14 protein-coding genes and 1 tRNA gene are annotated in these 17830 nt (G+C 73.3%); 5 read left to right on the forward strand and 10 right to left on the reverse strand.

Annotated elements, in window-relative coordinates:
* Window positions 1-2: 2 nt before the first annotated feature.
* The 9 genes from NYO98_RS17475 to selD all read right to left on the reverse strand — a co-directional run bounded on the left by NYO98_RS17475 (window position 3) and on the right by selD (window position 12186).
* Window positions 3-980: an NADPH:quinone oxidoreductase family protein gene (locus NYO98_RS17475; RefSeq protein WP_268113029.1), complete on the reverse strand. Its 978-nt coding sequence runs from the start codon at window positions 978-980 to the stop codon at window positions 3-5.
* Between the two features lie 112 nt (window positions 981-1092).
* Window positions 1093-2304 carry a M15 family metallopeptidase gene (locus NYO98_RS17480; protein WP_268113030.1) on the reverse strand — a complete coding sequence of 404 codons (1212 nt, stop codon included), beginning with the start codon at window positions 2302-2304 and terminating at the stop codon, window positions 1093-1095.
* Between the two features lie 9 nt (window positions 2305-2313).
* Window positions 2314-3702, reverse strand: a complete 1389-nt coding sequence (locus NYO98_RS17485) for an MFS transporter (protein WP_268113031.1) — start codon at window positions 3700-3702, stop codon at window positions 2314-2316.
* 64 nt (window positions 3703-3766) lie between these two features.
* Complete coding sequence (locus NYO98_RS17490; RefSeq protein WP_268113032.1) at window positions 3767-4345, reverse strand: TetR family transcriptional regulator; 579 nt, start codon at window positions 4343-4345, stop codon at window positions 3767-3769.
* Window positions 4346-4362: 17 nt separating this feature from the next.
* A complete protein-coding gene (locus tag NYO98_RS17495; protein WP_268113033.1) occupies window positions 4363-5655 on the reverse strand; it encodes an L-lactate MFS transporter in 1293 nt (430 codons plus the stop codon).
* A 52-nt stretch (window positions 5656-5707) separates the two neighbouring features.
* A complete protein-coding gene (gene nrfD / locus NYO98_RS17500; RefSeq protein WP_268113034.1) occupies window positions 5708-6751 on the reverse strand; it encodes an NrfD/PsrC family molybdoenzyme membrane anchor subunit in 1044 nt (347 codons plus the stop codon).
* A complete protein-coding gene (locus NYO98_RS17505; protein WP_268113035.1) occupies window positions 6748-7701 on the reverse strand; it encodes a 4Fe-4S dicluster domain-containing protein in 954 nt (317 codons plus the stop codon). The genes nrfD and NYO98_RS17505 overlap by 4 nt, the downstream gene beginning before the upstream one ends.
* The gene (gene fdh, locus NYO98_RS17510) at window positions 7698-11072 is read right to left on the reverse strand and encodes a formate dehydrogenase (RefSeq protein ID WP_268113036.1); all 3375 of its coding nucleotides are present in this window, start codon (window positions 11070-11072) and stop codon (window positions 7698-7700) included. The genes NYO98_RS17505 and fdh overlap by 4 nt, the downstream gene beginning before the upstream one ends.
* 79 nt (window positions 11073-11151) lie before the next feature.
* Window positions 11152-12186 carry a selenide, water dikinase SelD gene (gene selD / locus NYO98_RS17515; protein ID WP_268113037.1) on the reverse strand — a complete coding sequence of 345 codons (1035 nt, stop codon included), beginning with the start codon at window positions 12184-12186 and terminating at the stop codon, window positions 11152-11154.
* An 84-nt stretch (window positions 12187-12270) separates the two neighbouring features.
* Here selD and NYO98_RS17520 point away from each other — a divergent pair, with 84 nt between their 5' ends.
* From NYO98_RS17520 to NYO98_RS17535, 4 genes are all read left to right on the forward strand, one after another.
* A complete protein-coding gene (locus tag NYO98_RS17520; protein ID WP_268113038.1) occupies window positions 12271-12696 on the forward strand; it encodes a rhodanese-like domain-containing protein in 426 nt (141 codons plus the stop codon).
* Window positions 12697-12706: 10 nt separating this feature from the next.
* Window positions 12707-12801, forward strand: a tRNA-Sec gene (locus tag NYO98_RS17525).
* A 54-nt stretch (window positions 12802-12855) separates the two neighbouring features.
* The gene (gene selA / locus NYO98_RS17530; protein ID WP_268113039.1) at window positions 12856-14196 is read left to right on the forward strand and encodes an L-seryl-tRNA(Sec) selenium transferase; all 1341 of its coding nucleotides are present in this window, start codon (window positions 12856-12858) and stop codon (window positions 14194-14196) included.
* Window positions 14196-15959, forward strand: a complete 1764-nt coding sequence (locus NYO98_RS17535; protein WP_268113040.1) for a selenocysteine-specific translation elongation factor — start codon at window positions 14196-14198, stop codon at window positions 15957-15959. Before selA ends, NYO98_RS17535 begins: the two co-directional genes overlap by 1 nt.
* A gap of 12 nt (window positions 15960-15971) precedes the next feature.
* On the opposite strand, the gene NYO98_RS21870 is transcribed toward NYO98_RS17535, so the two are convergent.
* Complete coding sequence (locus NYO98_RS21870) at window positions 15972-17438, reverse strand: fatty acid desaturase (protein WP_326494461.1); 1467 nt, start codon at window positions 17436-17438, stop codon at window positions 15972-15974.
* A 151-nt stretch (window positions 17439-17589) separates the two neighbouring features.
* On the opposite strand from NYO98_RS21870, the gene NYO98_RS17550 reads away from it, so the two are divergent.
* A partial coding sequence (locus NYO98_RS17550; RefSeq protein ID WP_268113041.1) for an ROK family protein occupies window positions 17590-17830 on the forward strand: 241 nt, incomplete at its 3' end.

A 17830-nucleotide genomic window follows, 5' to 3' on the forward strand; every position in this document is an offset into this window, starting at 1 on the left:
CGTCAGCGCACGTGGACGACCGACTTGCCGAGCGTGCGGCGCTCGTCCATGTCGACCAGCGCCTGGCCGAAGCCCGCCAGGTCGTACGTCGCCCCGACGGGCGGCCTCACCACGCCCGACTCGATCATCGGGACCAGCCGGTGCCACTGCTGCTGCATGTAGCCGGGCCGGGTCATGGCGTACGCCCCCCAGCCCACGCCGCGGACGTCGGTGTTGCCGAGCAGCAGCCGGTTCACCTTGACCTCCGGGATGCCCTGCCCGGCGGCGAAGCCGACGACGAGGACCCGGCCCTGCTCGGCGAGGCAGCGCAGGGAGTCGGTGAAGGCATCGCCGCCCACCACGTCGAGCACGACGTCGACCCCACGGCCGCCGGTCAGCTCCTTGACGGCGTCCTTGAAGTCGTGGCCGACCACGGCCTCGTCGGCGCCCGCGGCGCGCGCGAAGGCCGCCTTCTCCTCGGTGCTCACCACCGCGATGGTCCGGGCGCCGAGACCCTTGGCGACCTGCAGGGTGGCGGTGCCCACGCCCCCCGCGGCGCCGTGGACCAGCACCGTCTCTCCCTCGCGCAGCCCGCCACGCTCCTCGAGCGCGAAGAGGGCGGTGAGGTAGTTCATCGGCAGCGCCGCCCCCTCGTCGTACGACAGCGCGTCGGGCAGCGCGAAGGTGAAGATCGCCGGGTTGGCGACCTGCTCGGCCGCCCCGCCGCTGAGGTTGACCCCCGCCACCCGCTGGCCGACGGTGAACGCGCTCGACTCCGGTGAGCCCGGGTCGAGGACGACGCCGGCGAAGTCGACACCGAGGGTGAAGGGCGGCTCGGGCTTGAACTGGTACTCGCCGCGGCTCAGCAGCAGGTCGGGGAAGGCGACACCGACGCTGTGCACCTCGACCAGGACGTCGTCAGGTCCCTGGGTCGGCGGGTCGACCTCGCGCACCTCGACGTCGGCGGGACCGGTGAGCGTGACGACCTGGACTGCCTGCATGCGGCGACCCTAGCCGTCGCTGGAGTCACCGGATATCCGGTGACCGCCCTGCTTACAGGTACAGATCTGGACCGCGAACCACGAAACTCGGGTGCACAGTCCGCCCGGAGCGTCAGCCGACCCGCTTCACCTCGGCCAGCTCGAAGTGCATCGGATCGGTCCAGCGCCAGTCGCCGCCCCAGGCGAAGCCCCAGGTCTTGAAGATCGCCACCACGTCACGGTCGATCTCGCCGACGGTGCCGCGCTGGTTGCCGGGGGTGTTGAGGTCGAGGGCGAGGCCGAAGGAGTGGTTGGACAGCGTGGTCGTGTCGGCGATGAAGCGCGGGTAGTAGCAGCCGGCGTACTGGCCGGGGTGGATCGCGTCGGCCAGCCCCCGCTGCTGGACCTCGAGCAGCGCGGCGCGCAGCTGGGGGAACAGGTCCTTGTGGCACGTGACGTCGCCGAGGATCGGCACCACCTCGGTGCGGATGTTGGCCGACACCCAGGCCGGGTCGGGGGCGATGCGACCGCCGCCGAGGACGCGGTATCGGAAGGTCCCGACGACGCTGCCGAGCGTGCCGCCGGTGGGGACGGCGGTGAGCTTCGCGTCGGGGTCGAGGCCGATGCGCGACGCGACGTCGAGCATCTGCACCGACGCGTCCTTGCCGACCAGTCGCTCGAGCGGCTTGCGGATGCTCGCCGGCGTCTTGCGGTCGGTTGAGATCAGCAGCCCGTTGTCGGTGGCCATCTCGATGTCCGCCGCCCACGCGGTGTTGACCACCATGTCGATGGTCGGGAGCTGGGGGGTGTAGGCGCCCACGTGCAGCTCGGGCGCGTCGTCCTCGGCGCCCAGCCGGATCATCCCCGTCTCCGTGTCGACGAGCCGCTTGGCCACTGTGCGGTCGATGGCCAGCTCGCCGCCGGCGACGCGGTCCCAGGCCTCCTGGAGGTCGGCGACCTGCGCCTGGGTGAAGTTGCGGTAGCGGCCCGGGTCGACGGAGGCGACGGTGAGCACCCGGTTCTCGAGGCTGACCTGGCCGAGGCCGATGCGCTCGGTGTGGGCCACGCCCTCCAGGGCCTCGACCTTCTCGAGCAGCTCGTCGTCGATGGCCTTGTCCCACTGCACGAGGATGTCGGCGCTCCACAGCCGCCCGTCGCGCTTGCCGGGCGGGTCCACCGCGTGGGCGGGGTCGGCCACCGGCACCGTCGTGGGCGTCCCGGTCGGCTCGGCGGTCGAGCTCGCAGGCGGGTCCGGCTCCTCGCGCGCGGCCGGCTCGCTGCACGCCGCGAGCAGCACGAGCAGGACGGCTGTCGCCGCCGCGCCCGCCCGTCGTCGTACGCCCACGCCCCGACCCTAGGCAGTCGCTGTCTGGACGCGGCGCGGGATCGTCACCCACGAGACCAGCCCGCCCAGGACGAGGAGGGCGGCGCAGGCGAGCATCGCGGTGTCGTACGCCGCGTCGAAGAGCGCCGGGTCGCGGTAGTCGTCGCCGGAGAGACCGACCGCGGTGGGCAGCGCCGCGACCGCGAGCAGGGAGCCGGCGCGGGCGATGGCGTTGTTGATGCCGCTGGCGATGCCGGCGCTGTCGTCGGGCGCGGCGTTGAGGACGGTCGCCGTCAGCGGCGCCACCATCAGGGAGAGGCCGAGACCGAAGACGGTGAGCCCGGGAGCGACGTCGCGCCACCACGTCACGTCCTCGCCGACCCCCAGGAGCAGCACCGTGCCCGCCGCCATCACGAGGGGGCCGAGGGTCATCGGGATGCGCGGGCCGATCCGCTGACCGAGCGCCCCGCCCCGCGAGGCGAACAGCAGCATGCAGGCGGTGATCGGCAAGGTCGCGAGGCCCGCCTGGAGGGCGGAGTAGCCGCTGACCGTCTGGAGCTGCAGCACGAGGAAGAACAGGATGGCGCCGAGGGCGGCGTAGACCAGCAGCGTCATCGCGTTGGCCGCGCTGAACGTCCGGTCGGCGAACAGCCCCAGCCGGACCATCGGGTCGTGCAGCCGGTGCTCCACGAGGAGGAAGCCGACCGCGGCGAGGACGCCGACGGCGACGGCGTACGGCGTCGCGGTGCCGCCGGCGTCGGTCAGGGCCCACGTGATGCCGGCGAGGGCCAGCGCGGCGAGGCTCGCCCCCGCGACGTCGAAGCGCCCACCGGCGTGCTCGTCGCGGCTCTCCGGCACCCACCGCAGGGCCAGCCACACGGTGAGGGCCGCCAGCGGGAGGTTGATCAGGAAGATCCAGCGCCACGACGCGTGGTCGATCAGCAGGCCACCGACCAGGGGGCCGATTGCTGCGGCGATCCCGCCGAGCCCGGACCACGCACCGATCGCCCGACCCCGGTCGGTGGCCCGGAACGACGCCTGGATCATCGCCAGGCTGCCGGGCGTGAGGAGGGCGCCGCCGATGCCCTGCAGCACCCGGGCCGCGATCAGCACGTCGGCGGTGGGCGCCAGCCCGCACATGAGGGACGCCAGCGCGAACCAGACCGTGCCGATGACGAAGACCCGCCGCCGGCCGAGCCGGTCGCCGAGGGCCCCGCCGATCAGGATCAGCGACGCCAGCGAGAGGAAGTAGCCGTTGGTGATCCACTGCAGCTGCGCGAGGGAGGCGTCGAGGTCGGCGCCGATCGAGCGCAGCGCCACGTTGACGACGGTGCCGTCGAGCAGGGTCAGCCCCGAGCCGAGGGTCGCGGCAGCCACGATCCCCCGCGCGGTCGGCGTACCCCAGGCGACTCCGCTCACTGTGCTCAACGTGCGCCTCCGCTCCGCTTCGGCGCGTGTCCGCGCCGACCCCCCGACGGGAAGATCACGCGCGTCGACCTCCGCCGGCTAATACTTGGCTGGCCAGCCAGGCGATGTCGGCGCCGGTCTGCTCGGGCGAGCCGGACGGCTGCATCACGTGGCTCAGCACGACGCGCACGACCATGTCGATGGCCGGGTCGAGGTGCTCGGCGTCGATCCCGGGGGCGTACGGCGCCACGCGCGCGCTGACCACGTCCTTGGCCGTGCCGAGCAGGGAGCCCGCGTTGGTCGTCAGGAGGGGAAGCAGCTCGGTGTCGGCGCCGTGGGTCGCGCTGACGACGGCGTGCAGGAGCGGGTTGGCGCGGGCGTAGGTGAGGACGTCGGTGACGGCGCGCTCGATCGCGCGGGCGAGGTCGTCGGGCTCGGCGTCGAACGCCCGCTCGACGACCTGCAGGAACCGGGCGAGCTCCTCGAGGACCATCGTCTCGGCGAGCGCGGGCTTCGAGCCGACCTCGTTGTAGACGGTCTGCCGGCTCACCCCGGACGCCTCGGCGAGCCGGGACATCGTCACCGCGGCCCAGCCCGAGGAGGTCGTCATCTCCACGGCCGCGGCGACGATGCGCTCGCGGGTCGTGGTCGGCATGCGGGAATTCTCGCAGGTCAGGTGCGGCCGACGTCCCGTCCGTCCGGCACCTTGGTCACGAAGGTGAGGACCACCGCGAGCAGGGCGATCACGCCGATGGTGGTGTAAGCGACGGTGTACGCCTTGTCCTCGCCGATCAGCGCGGCGGCGACGAGCGGCCCGATGACACCGCCGAGGCTCCAGCCGATGAGCATCAGGCCGTAGATCGCACCGGCGTTGCGGACCCCGAAGAAGTCGCCCGCCGTGGCCGGCATCGTACCGAACGTGCCTCCGTAGCAGAGGTAGACGACCGCGGCGAGCACCGCGAAGAGCACCATGTTCGAGGCGTGCGGCAGCAGGATCAGGCAGACGCCCTGCAGCAGCAGGATCGCGGCGAACGTGCGCATCCGGCCGATGTAGTCGGAGACCGCCGCCCATACGATCCGGCCGCCGCCGTTGAAGATCGCGAGCACGCCGACGAGGGCGGCCGCCCCGCCCACGCTGTAGCCGGAGATGTCGGTGGCGCTCGTCTTGGCCTGGGAGATGAGGGAGATGCCGGCGGCGACGCTGAGGGTGAGGATCGCCGTGAGGAGGTACCACTGCTTCGTGCGCAGCGCCTCGCCCTGCGTGTAGTCCTTGCCGCCCCCCGAGCCACCGCCGGCGTCGGTCACCGGCTCGTAGCCGGGCACGGCGTAGCCCTGCGGCGGGTTGCGGAACACCGACGCGCCCGCGAGCGACATCACCAGGTAGGCGATGCCGAGCGGCAGGAACGCGCTGGTCGGGTCGTCGGGGTCCTGGTCGATGAGCCACTGGGCGACGGGCGAGGTCAGCACCGCACCGAAGCCGAAGCCGCCGACCGCCAGACCTGTGATGAGCCCCTTGCGGTCGGGGAACCACTTCTGCAGCATCGCGATCGGCACGATGTAGGCGACGCCGAGGCCGAAGCCGGAGATGACGCCGTAGCCGAGGATCAGCAGCCAGTAGTCGTCCTTGCCGTCGGTGAAGGACGCGAGCAGGATGCCGACGGCGTAGAGGACGCCACCAGCCAGGGCGACGATCCGGGGGCCGCGCGCGTCCTGGATGCGCCCGCCGACGTAGCTGCCGATGAAGATCATGCCGATCGTCACCTCGAAGGGCAGCGCCGCCTGCACCTTGCTCAGCTGCCACGGCTCAGCCGACTCCAGCGCACCGCCGAAGACGGACCAGGCGTAGACCGCGCCGATGGAGAACTGGAGCAGCAACCCGGCCGCGACCAGCAGCCAGCGGAAGCCGCCCGGCGAGGCGCCGCCCGTCGTGTCGCGGTCGTGCGCGCGCGCGTGTGTCGTGTCCATGCCTGTCTCCTTCGTCCGGCTCGGCCGTCCGTGGGCCCGAGATGACCTGCGTTCAGCCCTGGTAGCGCACCTGTTCTCCGCGCTCGACCCGTTCGCGCTGCGGTACCACCGTGTACTTCGGGTCCCTGGCCGAGGCCATCCCGGCCTCGTAGACACCCAGGCGGGTGCAGAGCGAACCGGCCATCAGGGCGGTGCCCGAGACGACGGAGACCACACGGCTCCGACCGCCCAGGAGCGCGCCTGCCGCACCGGCGGCGGTGAGCACCTTGCTGGCCCGCATCAAGCGGCCGGCCTTCCCGGTGTGCAGCGTCTCGGCGGACAGGCCCATCGACGACTCCATCCGGTGGGCCATCAGCAGCTCGACGGCCGCGCCGCCGACCGCGAAGGTGCGGGCGGGACCGGCCTCGGCGACCGGGGCGGTGACCATCGCCCACCCGCCCGACGCCGCGGCGGCCGAACCGCAGAAGACGAAGGGGAGCTCCTCGTAGGCCGAGTGCCACGCCGGGGTGGCGGTGTCGGCGAGCAGCACCGCGGTGTACGCCGCCACCGGCGGGGCGGTGACGGCCCCCACCAGCCCGGCCGGGCGCCCGAGGCGCAGGAGCAGCCGCACCGGTCCGCGCTGCCAGCGGGTGGGCAGCATGCCGACCAGCTCGGCGGCCGACGCCAGGCCGGCGAACGGTCCGTGCAGCGTCAGGATCCAGGTGCCGACCGACATCGGCGAGGTCAGCTTGACCACCCGCAGCATGTTGATGAAGCGGCTGGGCTTGCCGAGGTCGTGGACGAGGGCCACGACGCTGAGCAGCAGCGCGATCAGCGAACCGATCCGACCCGAGCGCCGCAGGCCCGGTCGGTCCGTCAGGTCGGCACCCGCGGCGAGGAGCGAGGACCCGGCGGCGACCCCGCCGGTGAACAGGTAGTAGGCGATGTCGTGCTCCCACGGGGCGGGCTTGACGATCGGCCGGCCGTAGTAGGAGGTGAAGTCGGCGTCGGGCACCATCACCCGGTCGCCGCCCCGGGAGCTGCCCCGGGTGCGGCCGGGGCTGCCGCCGTGCCGGACCTGGGTGTCGGGGCGGCCCCCGCTCGCGGACCCGCTCACGACCGCCGCCTCACGAAGGACAGTGCCGCGCCGATCAGCAGCGCGGTGCCCGCCATCCCGGCCCGGGTGAACATGTGCGGCAGGTCCTTGGTCGTCACGACGGGGTCGGGCGGCAGGCCGTAGACCTCCGGCTCGTCGAGCAGCAGGAAGAAGGCACCGGTGCCGCCCACGCCGTCCTCGGGGTCGTTGCCGTAGAGGCGGGCGTCCATGACGCCCTGCTCGTGCAGCGCCGCCACCCGCTCGTTGGCCTGCTGGCGCAGCTGCTCGACGTCGCCGTAGACGATGGACTCGGTCGGGCACGCCGCCGCGCACGCGGGTCGCTGGCCGTCGGTGAGCCGGTCGTAGCAGAGCGTGCACTTCTGCGCGATGCCCACGCTCGGGTCGCCCTCGGGCCCCGTGCGCCGGTCGATGACGCCGTACGGGCAGGCCGCGACGCAGTAGCCGCAGCCGTTGCAGATGTCGTCCTGCACCACGACCGTGCCGAACTCCGAGCGGAACAACGACCCGGTCGGGCACACGTCGAGGCACGCGGCGTGCGTGCAGTGCTTGCACACGTCGGACGACATCAGCCACTGGAAGTCCGGCTTCGCCTCGTCCGGTACGCCGCTGGGCGGGGCGCCGACGGTGGGCATCCCGATGTCGACGGGCGGGGTCGCGGGGTCGGCGAGACGGTCGGGCTGGTCGGGGGCCGTCGAGCGGCCGGGCCGTTCGATGAACGCGACGTGGCGCCACTGGTTGGCGTTGAGGGAGTGGCTGTTGTCGTAGGACGTGCCGAGCATCTGGAACAGGTTCTCGGGGACGTCGTTCCACTCCTTGCACGCCACCTCGCACGCCTTGCAGCCGATGCAGACCGAGGTGTCGGTGAAGAAGCCCTTGCGCGGCGGCGGCGCCTCGTAGCCGGCGTCGGGCGCCGGGTCGAGGGGTCCGAAGAGACTGTTGCGGCCGATCATCGGTCCTCCACCTGGTGGGGTGCGTGCTGGTCCTTGCCGTCCTCCTGCACGTCGTGCGAGCGACGTACGGCGTCGGCGGAGGCGGTGACGACCGGGACCACGTGGTCGACGGCGCCCGAGCGTGCGACGTAGCCGTCGACGTAGTCGCGCAGCGCCGTGCCCCTGGGCCGCTTGCCCGGCCGGACGTCGCAGGTGCCGACCTTGCTCTCCTGGATGAGGACGTTCGGGTCGAGGGAGATCCCGAAGAGGTCGTTGGCGGAGTCGCCGCTGACGAGTCCGCTCTGCCCCCAGTGGTAGGGCATCCAGACCTGGTGGACGATCCGGCCCTCGACCCGCAGCGGCCGCAGCCGCTCGGTGACCATCACCCGGCCCTCGATCGCCGACCGGGCGGTGATCACGTGGCACCAGCCCATGTGCTCGAGGCCGCGCTCCCGCGCGAGCGCCGGGGACACCTCGACGAACATCTCCGGCTGCAGCTCGGCGAGGTGCTCGAGGTAGCGGCTCATGCCGCCGGCGGTGTGGTGCTCGGTGAGCCGGCTGGTGGTGAAGACGAAGGGGAAGACGTCGGCGTGGTCGTCGTCGGGCACCGGGTTCATCCGGTTGTCGTCGCGGCGGTACTCCTTGCGCGTCGGGTTGCCCTGCTGGCCGTGGACGAGGTTGCGGAACGGCGACTCGACCGGCTCGTAGTGGGTCGGCATCGGCCCGTCGACCAGGCCCTGCGGCACGTAGAGCGCACCCTTCCCGTCGCCCTGCATGATGAACGGGTCGATGCCCTCGATGGCCTCCACACCCTCGGAGCCCTCGGGGGCGCGGTAGGACGGCGGCTTGGTCTTCTCGAAGTCGGGCACGTCGTCGCCTACCCACTCGCCGGCGTCGCCCTTCTCCGGGTCCCACCAGACGTAGGCCTTGCGCTCGCTCCACGGCCGGCCCTCGGGGTCGGCGGAGGCGCGGTTGTAGAGGATGCGGCGGTTGAGTGGCCACGCCCAGCCCCACTCCGGCGCGACGGGTGACTGGTCGTGGCGGGACGTGCGGCGAGCGGCCTGGTTGACCCCGTCCTTGTAGACCCCGGTGTAGATCCAGCAGCCGCCCAGCGTGGAGCCGTCGGCCTTCATCTCGGTGAACGTCGACAGCGGGCGCCCGGTCGCGACCTCGTAGCCGTTGATCTCCTTGAGCACCGCCTCCGCGCTCGGCTCGCCCCAGCCGGCGGCCACCTGCTCGGGGTCGCCGTGCAGGGGGTAGTCCCACGCGAGGTCGAGGACCGGCCGGTCGCGCTCGTCGTCGGAGCCCGCCAGCCGCTCCCGCACCATCCGGCCGAGGTGGTAGAAGAACCAGAGCTCGGAGGTCGCGTCGCCCGGCGGCTCGACGGCCTTCTCGCGCCACTGGAGCATCCGCTGGGTCTGGGTGAAGGTGCCCTCCTTCTCCACGTGGGAGGCGGCGGGGAAGAGGAAGACCTCGGTGCGGCACTCCTCCGGCACGATCTCGCCGGTCTCCACCTCGGGCGAGTCCTTCCAGAAGGTCGCGCTCTCGATCTCGAACAGGTCGCGCACGACCAGCCAGTCGAGGTTGGCCATGCCGAGCCGCTGCGCGCGGCCGTGGGCCGAGCCGACGGCGGGGTTCTGGCCGAGCAGGAAGTAGCCCTTCACCTTGCCGTCGATCATGTCGAGGACGGTGCGGTAGGTGCCGTGGTCGCCGGTGATGCGGGGCATGTAGTCGAAGCAGAAGTCGTTGTCGGCGGTCGCGGCGTCGCCCCAGTAGGCCTTGAGCAGGTTGATGCCGTAGGCGCCTGCGTTGGCCCAGAAGCCCTTGGCGCCGGGGTTGCGCACGCTCTCGATCCAGTCGGTCAGCGTGTGGTGCTTGGCCGCGTTGGGCATCGGGAGGTAGCCGGGGAGGAGGTTGAACAGCGTGGGGATGTCGGTCGAGCCCTGGATGCTCGCGTGCCCGCGCAGGGCCATGATGCCGCCGCCCGGGCGGCCCATGTTGCCGAGCAGCAGCTGGAGGATCGCGCCGGCGCGGATGTACTGCACACCGACGCTGTGCTGGGTCCAGCCGACGCTGTAGACCAGCGCGGTGGTGCGCTCGCGCCCGGAGTTCTCCGTCCACGCCCTGCACACGGCGAGGAAGTCGTCCTGCGAGACGCCGCAGACCTGCTCGACGACCTCGGGGGTGTAGCGGGCGTAGTGGCGCTTGAGCACCTGGTAGACGCAGCGTGGGTGCTGCAGGGTCTCGTCGCGCATCGGGCGCGCGCTCACCGACGAGCCGTGCGACTCGTGCTGCATGCCCGCGGCGGTCTCGCGGTGCTCGACGTGGTCGCCGGAGCTGTCGGCCTGCGAGCGGTGCAGGTCGGCGTCGGTGTCCTCGGACTCGTACTGCCAGCTGGTGGGGTCGTACGTCCGGGTCTCGGGGTCGAAGCCGGAGAACAGGCCGTCGAGGTCGTCGACGTCGACGAACGTGTCGCTGACGATCGTCGCGGCGTTGGTGTAGCTGACGACGTAGTCGCGGAAGTCGAGCTCGTTCTCGAGGACGTAGTTGATGATCCCGCCGAGGAACGCGATGTCGCTGCCGACGCGGATCGGCACGTGCTGGTGCGCGAGCGCGCTGGTGCGGGTGAACCGCGGGTCGACGTGGATGATCCGCGCCCCGCGCTTCTTCGCCTCCACGACCCACTGGAAGCCCACCGGGTGGGCCTCGGCCATGTTGGAGCCCTGGATGACGATGCAGTCAGCGTTGGCCAGGTCGGCCGTGTAGCCGGTGGCACCGCCGCGCCCGAAGCTGGTCCCCAGACCGGGGACGGTGGCGGAGTGTCATATGCGCGCCTGGTTCTCGATCTGGATGGCGCCCATCGCGGTGAAGAGCTTCTTGATGAGGTAGTTCTCCTCGTTGTCCAGCGTCGCGCCACCGAGGCTGGCGATGCCCATCGTGCGCCGGACCTTGCGGCCGTGCTCGTCGAGGTCCTGCCAGGTGTCGCGGCGGGACCTCACGACGCGGTCGGCCACCATGTCCATCGCGGTGTGGAGGTCGAGCTCCTGCCACTCGGTGGCGTACGGGGCGCGGTACTTGACCGCGGTCTGGCGCAGCGAGCTGGTCACGAGGTTCTTGCTGGCCGAGCCCTTGGGGCACAGCCGCCCGCGGCTGACCGGGCTGTCCGGGTCGCCCTCGATCTGCACGACCTCCTCGTCCTTGACGAAGACCTTCTGCCCGCAGCCGACGGCACAGTAGGGGCACACGCTGCGGGCGACCCGGTCGGCGGTCGCGGTGCGCGGCTCGACCTCGTCGGTGCGCCGGGACCGCACCGAGCGTCCGCGGCCGAGGACGTCGCCGTCGAGGAGCTGGCGGAGCACGGGCCACGGAAGGAGCGACCTCGATCCCGCCATGCCTCACCTCCGGGTGTGTGCGTGGTCACGACCCTAGGAGGCCGTACGACGCCCGTCCACCGCCCGAGGGGTGGGCGTGTCAGCGGACGACGATCGCGTGCTCGCCGCCCGCGACGACCTCGCCGACGACCGGGTGGCCGGGCAGCTCGCCGACCACGAGCAGGCCGCCCGAGGTCTGGGCGTCGGCGAGCAGCACGAGCTCGTCCTCGTCGACGGAGGCGTCGAGGTGCGGCCGCACCCAGTCGAGGTTGCGGCGGCTCCCGCCCGGCACGAACCCCTCGGCGAGCGAGGCCCGCGCCCCGTCGACGTACGGCACTGCGGCGGCGTCGAGCACCGCGGTCGTGCCGCTGGCACGCATCATCTTCATGAGGTGGCCGAGCAGCCCGAAGCCGGTGACGTCCGTGGCGGCGCGCAGGCCCGCGTCGACGGCCGCGCGGCTGGCGTCGCGGTTGAGCTCGGTCATCACGGCGACGGCCTCCTCGAACCACTCGCCGGTCGCCTTGTGCCGGTTGTTGAGCACGCCGAGGCCGAGCGGCTTGGTCAGCGTCAGCGGCATCCCCGGTTGCGCGGCGTCGTTGCGCAGCAGCCGCTCCGGGTCGGCGATGCCGGTGACGGCCAGGCCGTACTTCGGCTCGGGGTCGTCGATGCTGTGCCCGCCGGCGAGGAACGCACCCGCCTCCGTGCACGCGTCGTCCCCACCACGCAGCACCTCGGCCGCGACGTCGAAGGGGATCCGGTCGCGCGGCCACCCGAGCAGGTTGACCGCCACCAGCGGGGTGCCGCCCATCGCCCACACGTCGGACATCGCGTTGGTGGCGGCGATGCGACCGAAGGCGTAGGCGTCGTCGACGACCGGGGTGAAGAAGTCGGCCGTGACGATCACGGCCCGGCCGGTGCCGTCGGGGGCGGGCTCGATGCGCACGGCGGCCGCGTCGTCCCCGTGGTCCAGGCCGACCAGCAGGTCGCCCGAGGCGCGTCCGCGGCCGAGCCCGCCCAGGACGCGCTCGAGCTCACCGGGCGGCACCTTGCAGGCACATCCGCCACCGGCGGCGTACTGGGTGAGGCGAAACGCCTGGCCGGTCGTCGGGTCGGTGGTGCTCGCGCCCTGGGTCACCCGGCCAATCTAGGTGGGCGCCGAGATGCCTTCCTCACCCCATTGCTCGTGGCGGGACCCGGGGCGGGCTCCTACAGTCGGAAGATGGACACCGACGGCAGTGCGATCGGTCGACTGCTGGAGGAGTGCCAGCAGGCGCTCGACCGGGTCGAGCCGGCCGACCTCGATGCGGCCGCTGCCGCGGGGGCGCTCGTCGTCGACATGCGGCCGGTGCAGCAGCGCCTCCGCGACGGCGAGCTCCCGGGCGCGGTCGTGATCGACCGGAACGTCCTCGAGTGGCGCCTCGACCCGACGAGCCCCTACCGCCTCGCACTCGCCGACGACCCGGGCCGGCGGATCGTGCTGGTCTGCAACGACGGCTACGGCTCGAGCCTCGCGGCCCGCACGCTGCAGCAGCTCGGCCTGGCGGGAGCGACCGACCTGGCCGGCGGTTTCACCGCGTGGTCTGCCCACGTCGCGGAGACGAGGTCTGACGCCAACGCGGCCGAGCGGCGTGCCGCCACGCACTAGGGTGGCCCGCGGAGGCGGTTCTCGTCTGGTGACGGACGCGGTCCTCAAAACCGTTGCGACCCAGCAGCTGGGTCGGGCGGGTTCGATTCCCGTCCGCCTCCGCCAGTCGTGAGGCAGTCGTGAGGCAGTCGAGTCGGGGCGTCGGACGAGGAGGGGCGGGTGCCAGATCCGCGCCGGGCCACGCCCCGCACCGACCACGTCCTGGCCGACGAGCGCCTGCGGGCGGCCACGACCCGGCTCGGCCCGGTCCTGGTCAAGCACGCTGTGACCGGGGCGCTGGAGCGGTGCCGGGCGGGTGAGCTCGACCCGGCGTCGGTGGCGGACGCCGCGGTCGCCGCGCTGCCGGCGTCGGCCACCACGCTGCGGCGGGTGGTCAACGCGACGGGGGTGGTGGTCCACACCAACCTGGGGCGTGCGCCCCTGTCGGCCGCCGCGGTGGAGGCCGTGCGCACGGCGGCCGGCGCGACCGACGTCGAGCTGGACCTGGCCACCGGGCAGCGTGGGCGACGGGGGCGCGGGGCGCTGGAGGCCCTGGCCGCCGCCGTGCCCGACGCCGGGGGGGTCCACGTCGTCAACAACGGTGCGGCAGCCCTCGCCCTCGTCACCCGGGTGCTCGCGCGCGGCGACGACGGGCGCGACACCGTGGTCATCGCCCGCGGGGAGCTCGTCGAGATCGGCGACGGCTTCCGCATCCCGGAGCTGATGGAGTCCGTGGGCGCCCGGCTGCGCGAGGTCGGCACCACCAACCGGGTGCACCTCGCCGACTACGCCTCGGCGCTCGACGACTCGACGGCGTTCGTGCTCAAGGTCCACCCCTCGAACTTCGCCGTCACCGGCTTCACCTCCTCGGTGCCGGCCCGTGACCTGGCGGGCCTCGAGCACGCCGGGCGCCGGGTGCCGCTCGTGGTCGACATCGGCTCCGGGCTGCTCGAGCCGCACCCGCGCCTGCCCGACGAGCCCGACGCCACGCACGCCCTGCGGGAGGGTGCCGACCTCGTCACCGCCTCCGGCGACAAGCTGCTGGGCGGGCCGCAGGCCGGGCTGCTGCTCGGCGAGGCCGGGCTGGTCGAGCGGCTGCGGCGCGACCCCTTCGCCCGTGCCCTGCGCGTGGACAAGCTCACGCTGGCCGCCCTCGAGGCGACGCTCGTCGGGCCGGTGCCGCCGGTGCGGGCCGCGCTCGGTCGCCCGGTCGACGACCTGCGCGCGCGGGCACGAGCCATCGTGGACGCGTGGCCCGCCGACCTCGTGGCGGCGCTCGGGACCGAGGTGGTCGACTCCGTGGGCGCCGTCGGCGGCGGCGGGGCGCCGGGAGTGGAGCTGGCGAGCGTGGCCGTGTCGCTGCCCGAGCGGCTCGCCGCGCCGCTGCGGTCCGGCGAGCCGCCGGTGCTGGGCCGCACCGCGCGCGGCCGGCTGCTCCTCGACCTGCTGGCGGTCGACCCCGACGAGGACGACACCCTCGCCGACGCCGTACGCCGCGCCGCGGGGGCGGGCCCGGCCTGATGCACGTCGTCGCGACCGCCGGTCACGTCGACCACGGCAAGTCCACCCTGGTGCGGGCCCTCACCGGCACCGACCCCGACCGGCTCGAGGAAGAGCGGCGGCGCGGGCTGACGATCGAGCTCGGCTACGCCTGGACGTCATGGCCCGACGCGGGCGAGGTGGCGTTCGTCGACGTCCCCGGCCACGAGCGGTTCCTGACCACGATGCTCGCGGGCGTCGGGCCGGTGCCGGCCGCCCTGCTGGTCGTCGCGGCCGACGACCCGTGGATGCCGCAGGCCGCCGAGCACCTCGCCGCGCTGGACTCCCTCGGCGTCGGCCACGGGGTCGTCGCGGTCACCCGCAGCGACCTCGCCGACCCCGGGCCGGCCGTCGCGCGGGCAGCCGCCGAGGTGGCGCGCACCAGCCTGGCCGGCGCCCCGGTCGTCGCCGTCAGCGGCCGCACCGGCACCGGGCTCGACGACCTCCGCGCCGCCCTCGCCGACATGCTCGCCGCGCTGCCACCGCCCGACCCGGACGCCGACGTACGCCTCTGGGTGGACCGGCGCTTCACCGTGCGCGGCGCGGGGACCGTCGTCACCGCGACCCTGCCCGCCGGCACCGTCCGGGTCGGCGACACCCTCGTCGACGGCGACCGGGTGGTGCGCGTGCGCGGGCTGCAGGCGCTCGGGCGCGACGCCGACGCGGTGAGCGGGACCGCCCGCGTCGCGCTCAACCTCACCGGTGACGTCGACGGGATCCGGCGCGAGACGGTGCTGACCACGCCCCAGGCGTGGCACCTCACGGAGGTGGTCGACGTACGCCTGCGGCCGGGCCCCGGTGCCGGCGACGCGCCTCCACCGCTCGCGCCGCAGCTGCACGTGGGAGCGGCCGACGTCGCGGCGCGGCACCGCCCCCTCGGCGACCCGGGCCACGGGATCGCCCGGCTCACCCTCGAGCGCGCGCTGCCGCTGCGGGTGGGCGATCGCATGCTGCTGCGCGACCCGGGCGACCGCCGGCTCTGGCGGGTCGACGTCCTCGACCCCGACCCGCCACGGCTGCGTCGCCGGGGTGCGGCTCGACGGCGTGCCGGACAGCTCGCCGGCGCCGACGGCGTCCCGCGCCTGGCCGACGAGCTCGCCCGACGCGGGCTCGCGCACCGCGACCGGCTGCGCCGCATCGGCGTGCCCGTGACGCCCGGCGACCACCTCGAGGCCGGCCCCTGGCTGGTCAGCCGCGACCTCGCCGACGCGCTCGCGGAGCGGCTGGGTCCCCTGGTCGAGGAGCACGCCCGTTCCCACCCGCTCGACCCCGACGTGCCGCTGACCGTGCTGGCCGACCGGCTCCGACTGCCGAGCCCCGACCTCGTGGCGCCGCTGGTGCGCCCGCCGCTGCAGGTCGTCGGCGGACGCGTGCGGGCGCCCGGGTCGGGCCTGCCCCCGGCGGTGGCGTCGGCCGTGGACGTCGTACGTCGTGAGCTGGAGGCCGCGCCCTACGCCGCTCCCACCGCCGACCGGCTGCGCGAGCTCCGGCTCGACGAGCGTGCGCTCGGCGCCGCCGAGCGCGCGGGCCTGCTGTGGCGGGTCGCGCCGGGGCTCGTCCTGCTGCCGGGGGCGGCCGAGGAAGCGGCCGCTCGCCTGGCCCGGCTCGAGCAGCCGTTCACGACCAGCGCCGCCCGTCAGGAGCTCGGCACCTCGCGCCGGGTGGTCCTGCCGCTGCTCGACCGGCTCGACCGGGCCGGGCTCACCCGCCGGCTGGCCGACGACCGGCGCGAGGTCGTCGGCTGAGCCGGTCGCGCCTCAGCCCGCCGCCCGCTCGGGCTCGCACGGCACGAAGTCGACCTTCTCGCGCACCCCGCAGTCGGGGCAGCACCAGTCCTCGGGGACGTCCGCCCACGCCGTGCCGGCCGCGAAGCCCTCGTGCTCGTCGCCCGCCGCCACCTCGTAGACGTACTCGCAGCCGGGGCAGCGCGCGGCGAGGACGTCCTGCGCCAGGTCGAGTGCGGACGCGGTAGCAGTCTCCCCGGGGCCGCGCACTCGACCTCCGGAGCCGTAGCGGGCGAGGTACTGCGCGCGCTTGCGCGGGCTGATGTTCGCCAGCGAGACGTCGCCGCCGAAGTGGTCGACGACGCGCTGGTCCATCACCCGACGCCAGACCGGGGGGATGGCGGCGAGCACGATCATGCCCGCGTAGCCGGTCGGCAGCACCGGGCTCTCCTCGAAGTCACGCAGCGTCTGGTAGCGCCGGGTGGGGTTGGCGTGGTGGTCGCTGTGGCGCTGCAGGTGGTAGAGCAGCACGTTGGTCGCGATGTTGTTGGAGTTCCAGCTGTGGCTGGGCAGGACCCGCTCGTAGCGCTGCCGGTCGCCCTCGCCGACCTTCTGGCGCAGCATCCCGTAGTGCTCCATGTAGTTGACGACCTCGAGCAGCGAGAAGCCGACGACCGCCTGGATGAGGAGGTACGGCAGCACCTCGACGCCGAAGGCGAGCAGCACCGCCGTCCAGAGGACCAGCGTCATCAGCCACGCGTTCAGCACGTCGTTGTCGAGGCGCCAGGGGCTCTGCCTGCGGCGCGCCAGGCGGCGCTTCTCCAGCCGCCACGCCGACCTCAGCGACCCGCCGACCGTGCGCGGCCAGAACGCGTAGAAGCTCTCCCCGAGCCGGGCGCTCGCCGGGTCCTCGGGAGTCGCGACGCGGACGTGGTGGCCGCGGTTGTGCTCGATGTAGAAGTGGCCGTAGCAGACCTGGGCGAGAGCGATCTTCGACAGCCAGCGCTCGTTTGCCTCCTTCTTGTGGCCGAGCTCGTGGGCGGTGTTGATCCCGATCCCGCCGATGCAGCCGATCGAGATCGCCAGGCCGACCTCGTCGAGGGTCGACAGCGGCCGGTCGGCGAGCACGCCGAAGACGTCCCAGCCGCCGACGATCGCCATCGCGCCCACGAAGCCGGCGTACTGGATCGGCAGGAACAGGTAGGTGATCCACCGGTAGTAGCGATCCTGCTCGAGTGCCTCGATGACGTCGTCGGGCGGGTTCGAGCGGTCCAGGCCCGCGACCAGGTCGATCGCCGGGACGATCCCGAGGATGACGATCGGCCCCACCCAGAACCACACGCTCCACCCGGTCGCGACGTAGCCGCCGAAGGCGACGAACGCCAGGCTCGGCACGACCAGGCCGATGAGCCACAGGTAGCGCTTGCGGTCGGTCCAGAGCACCGTGGTGCCCTCGGGCACGGTGCCGCTGGGGGCGAGTCGGGTGGGGTAGCCGGTCATCGTCGGGACCTCCTGGCATGGGTTTACACGACCATAGGATCTGTAAACCCCGTTGACAACCCCCGCTCTTCTGTCAAGCCGCTGCGCCGGGGCGTCTCGTCGGGTGTTGCCCCCGTCACATCCGCGAGCGGCTGGCGATAGGTTGGGCGCCATGGAACACCCCTTCGGCATCGACTTCGGCGGCACCGGCATCAAGGGTGCCCCTGTCGACCTCGAGGTCGGCGACTTCGCGCACGACCGGATCCGGATCGACACCCCGCGGCCCGCGCCCCCGCAGGCGGTCGCCGAGGTCTTCGGCAAGATCATCGACAGCTTCCCGGCCTCGTCCCGACCGGTCGGCGTGACCGTGCCCGGCATCGTCCGCCACGGCGTGGTGCACTCGGCGGCCAACA

Source organism: Nocardioides pini, assembly GCF_026712185.1.
GTDB classification, from domain to species: Bacteria; Actinomycetota; Actinomycetes; order Propionibacteriales; family Nocardioidaceae; genus Nocardioides; species Nocardioides pini.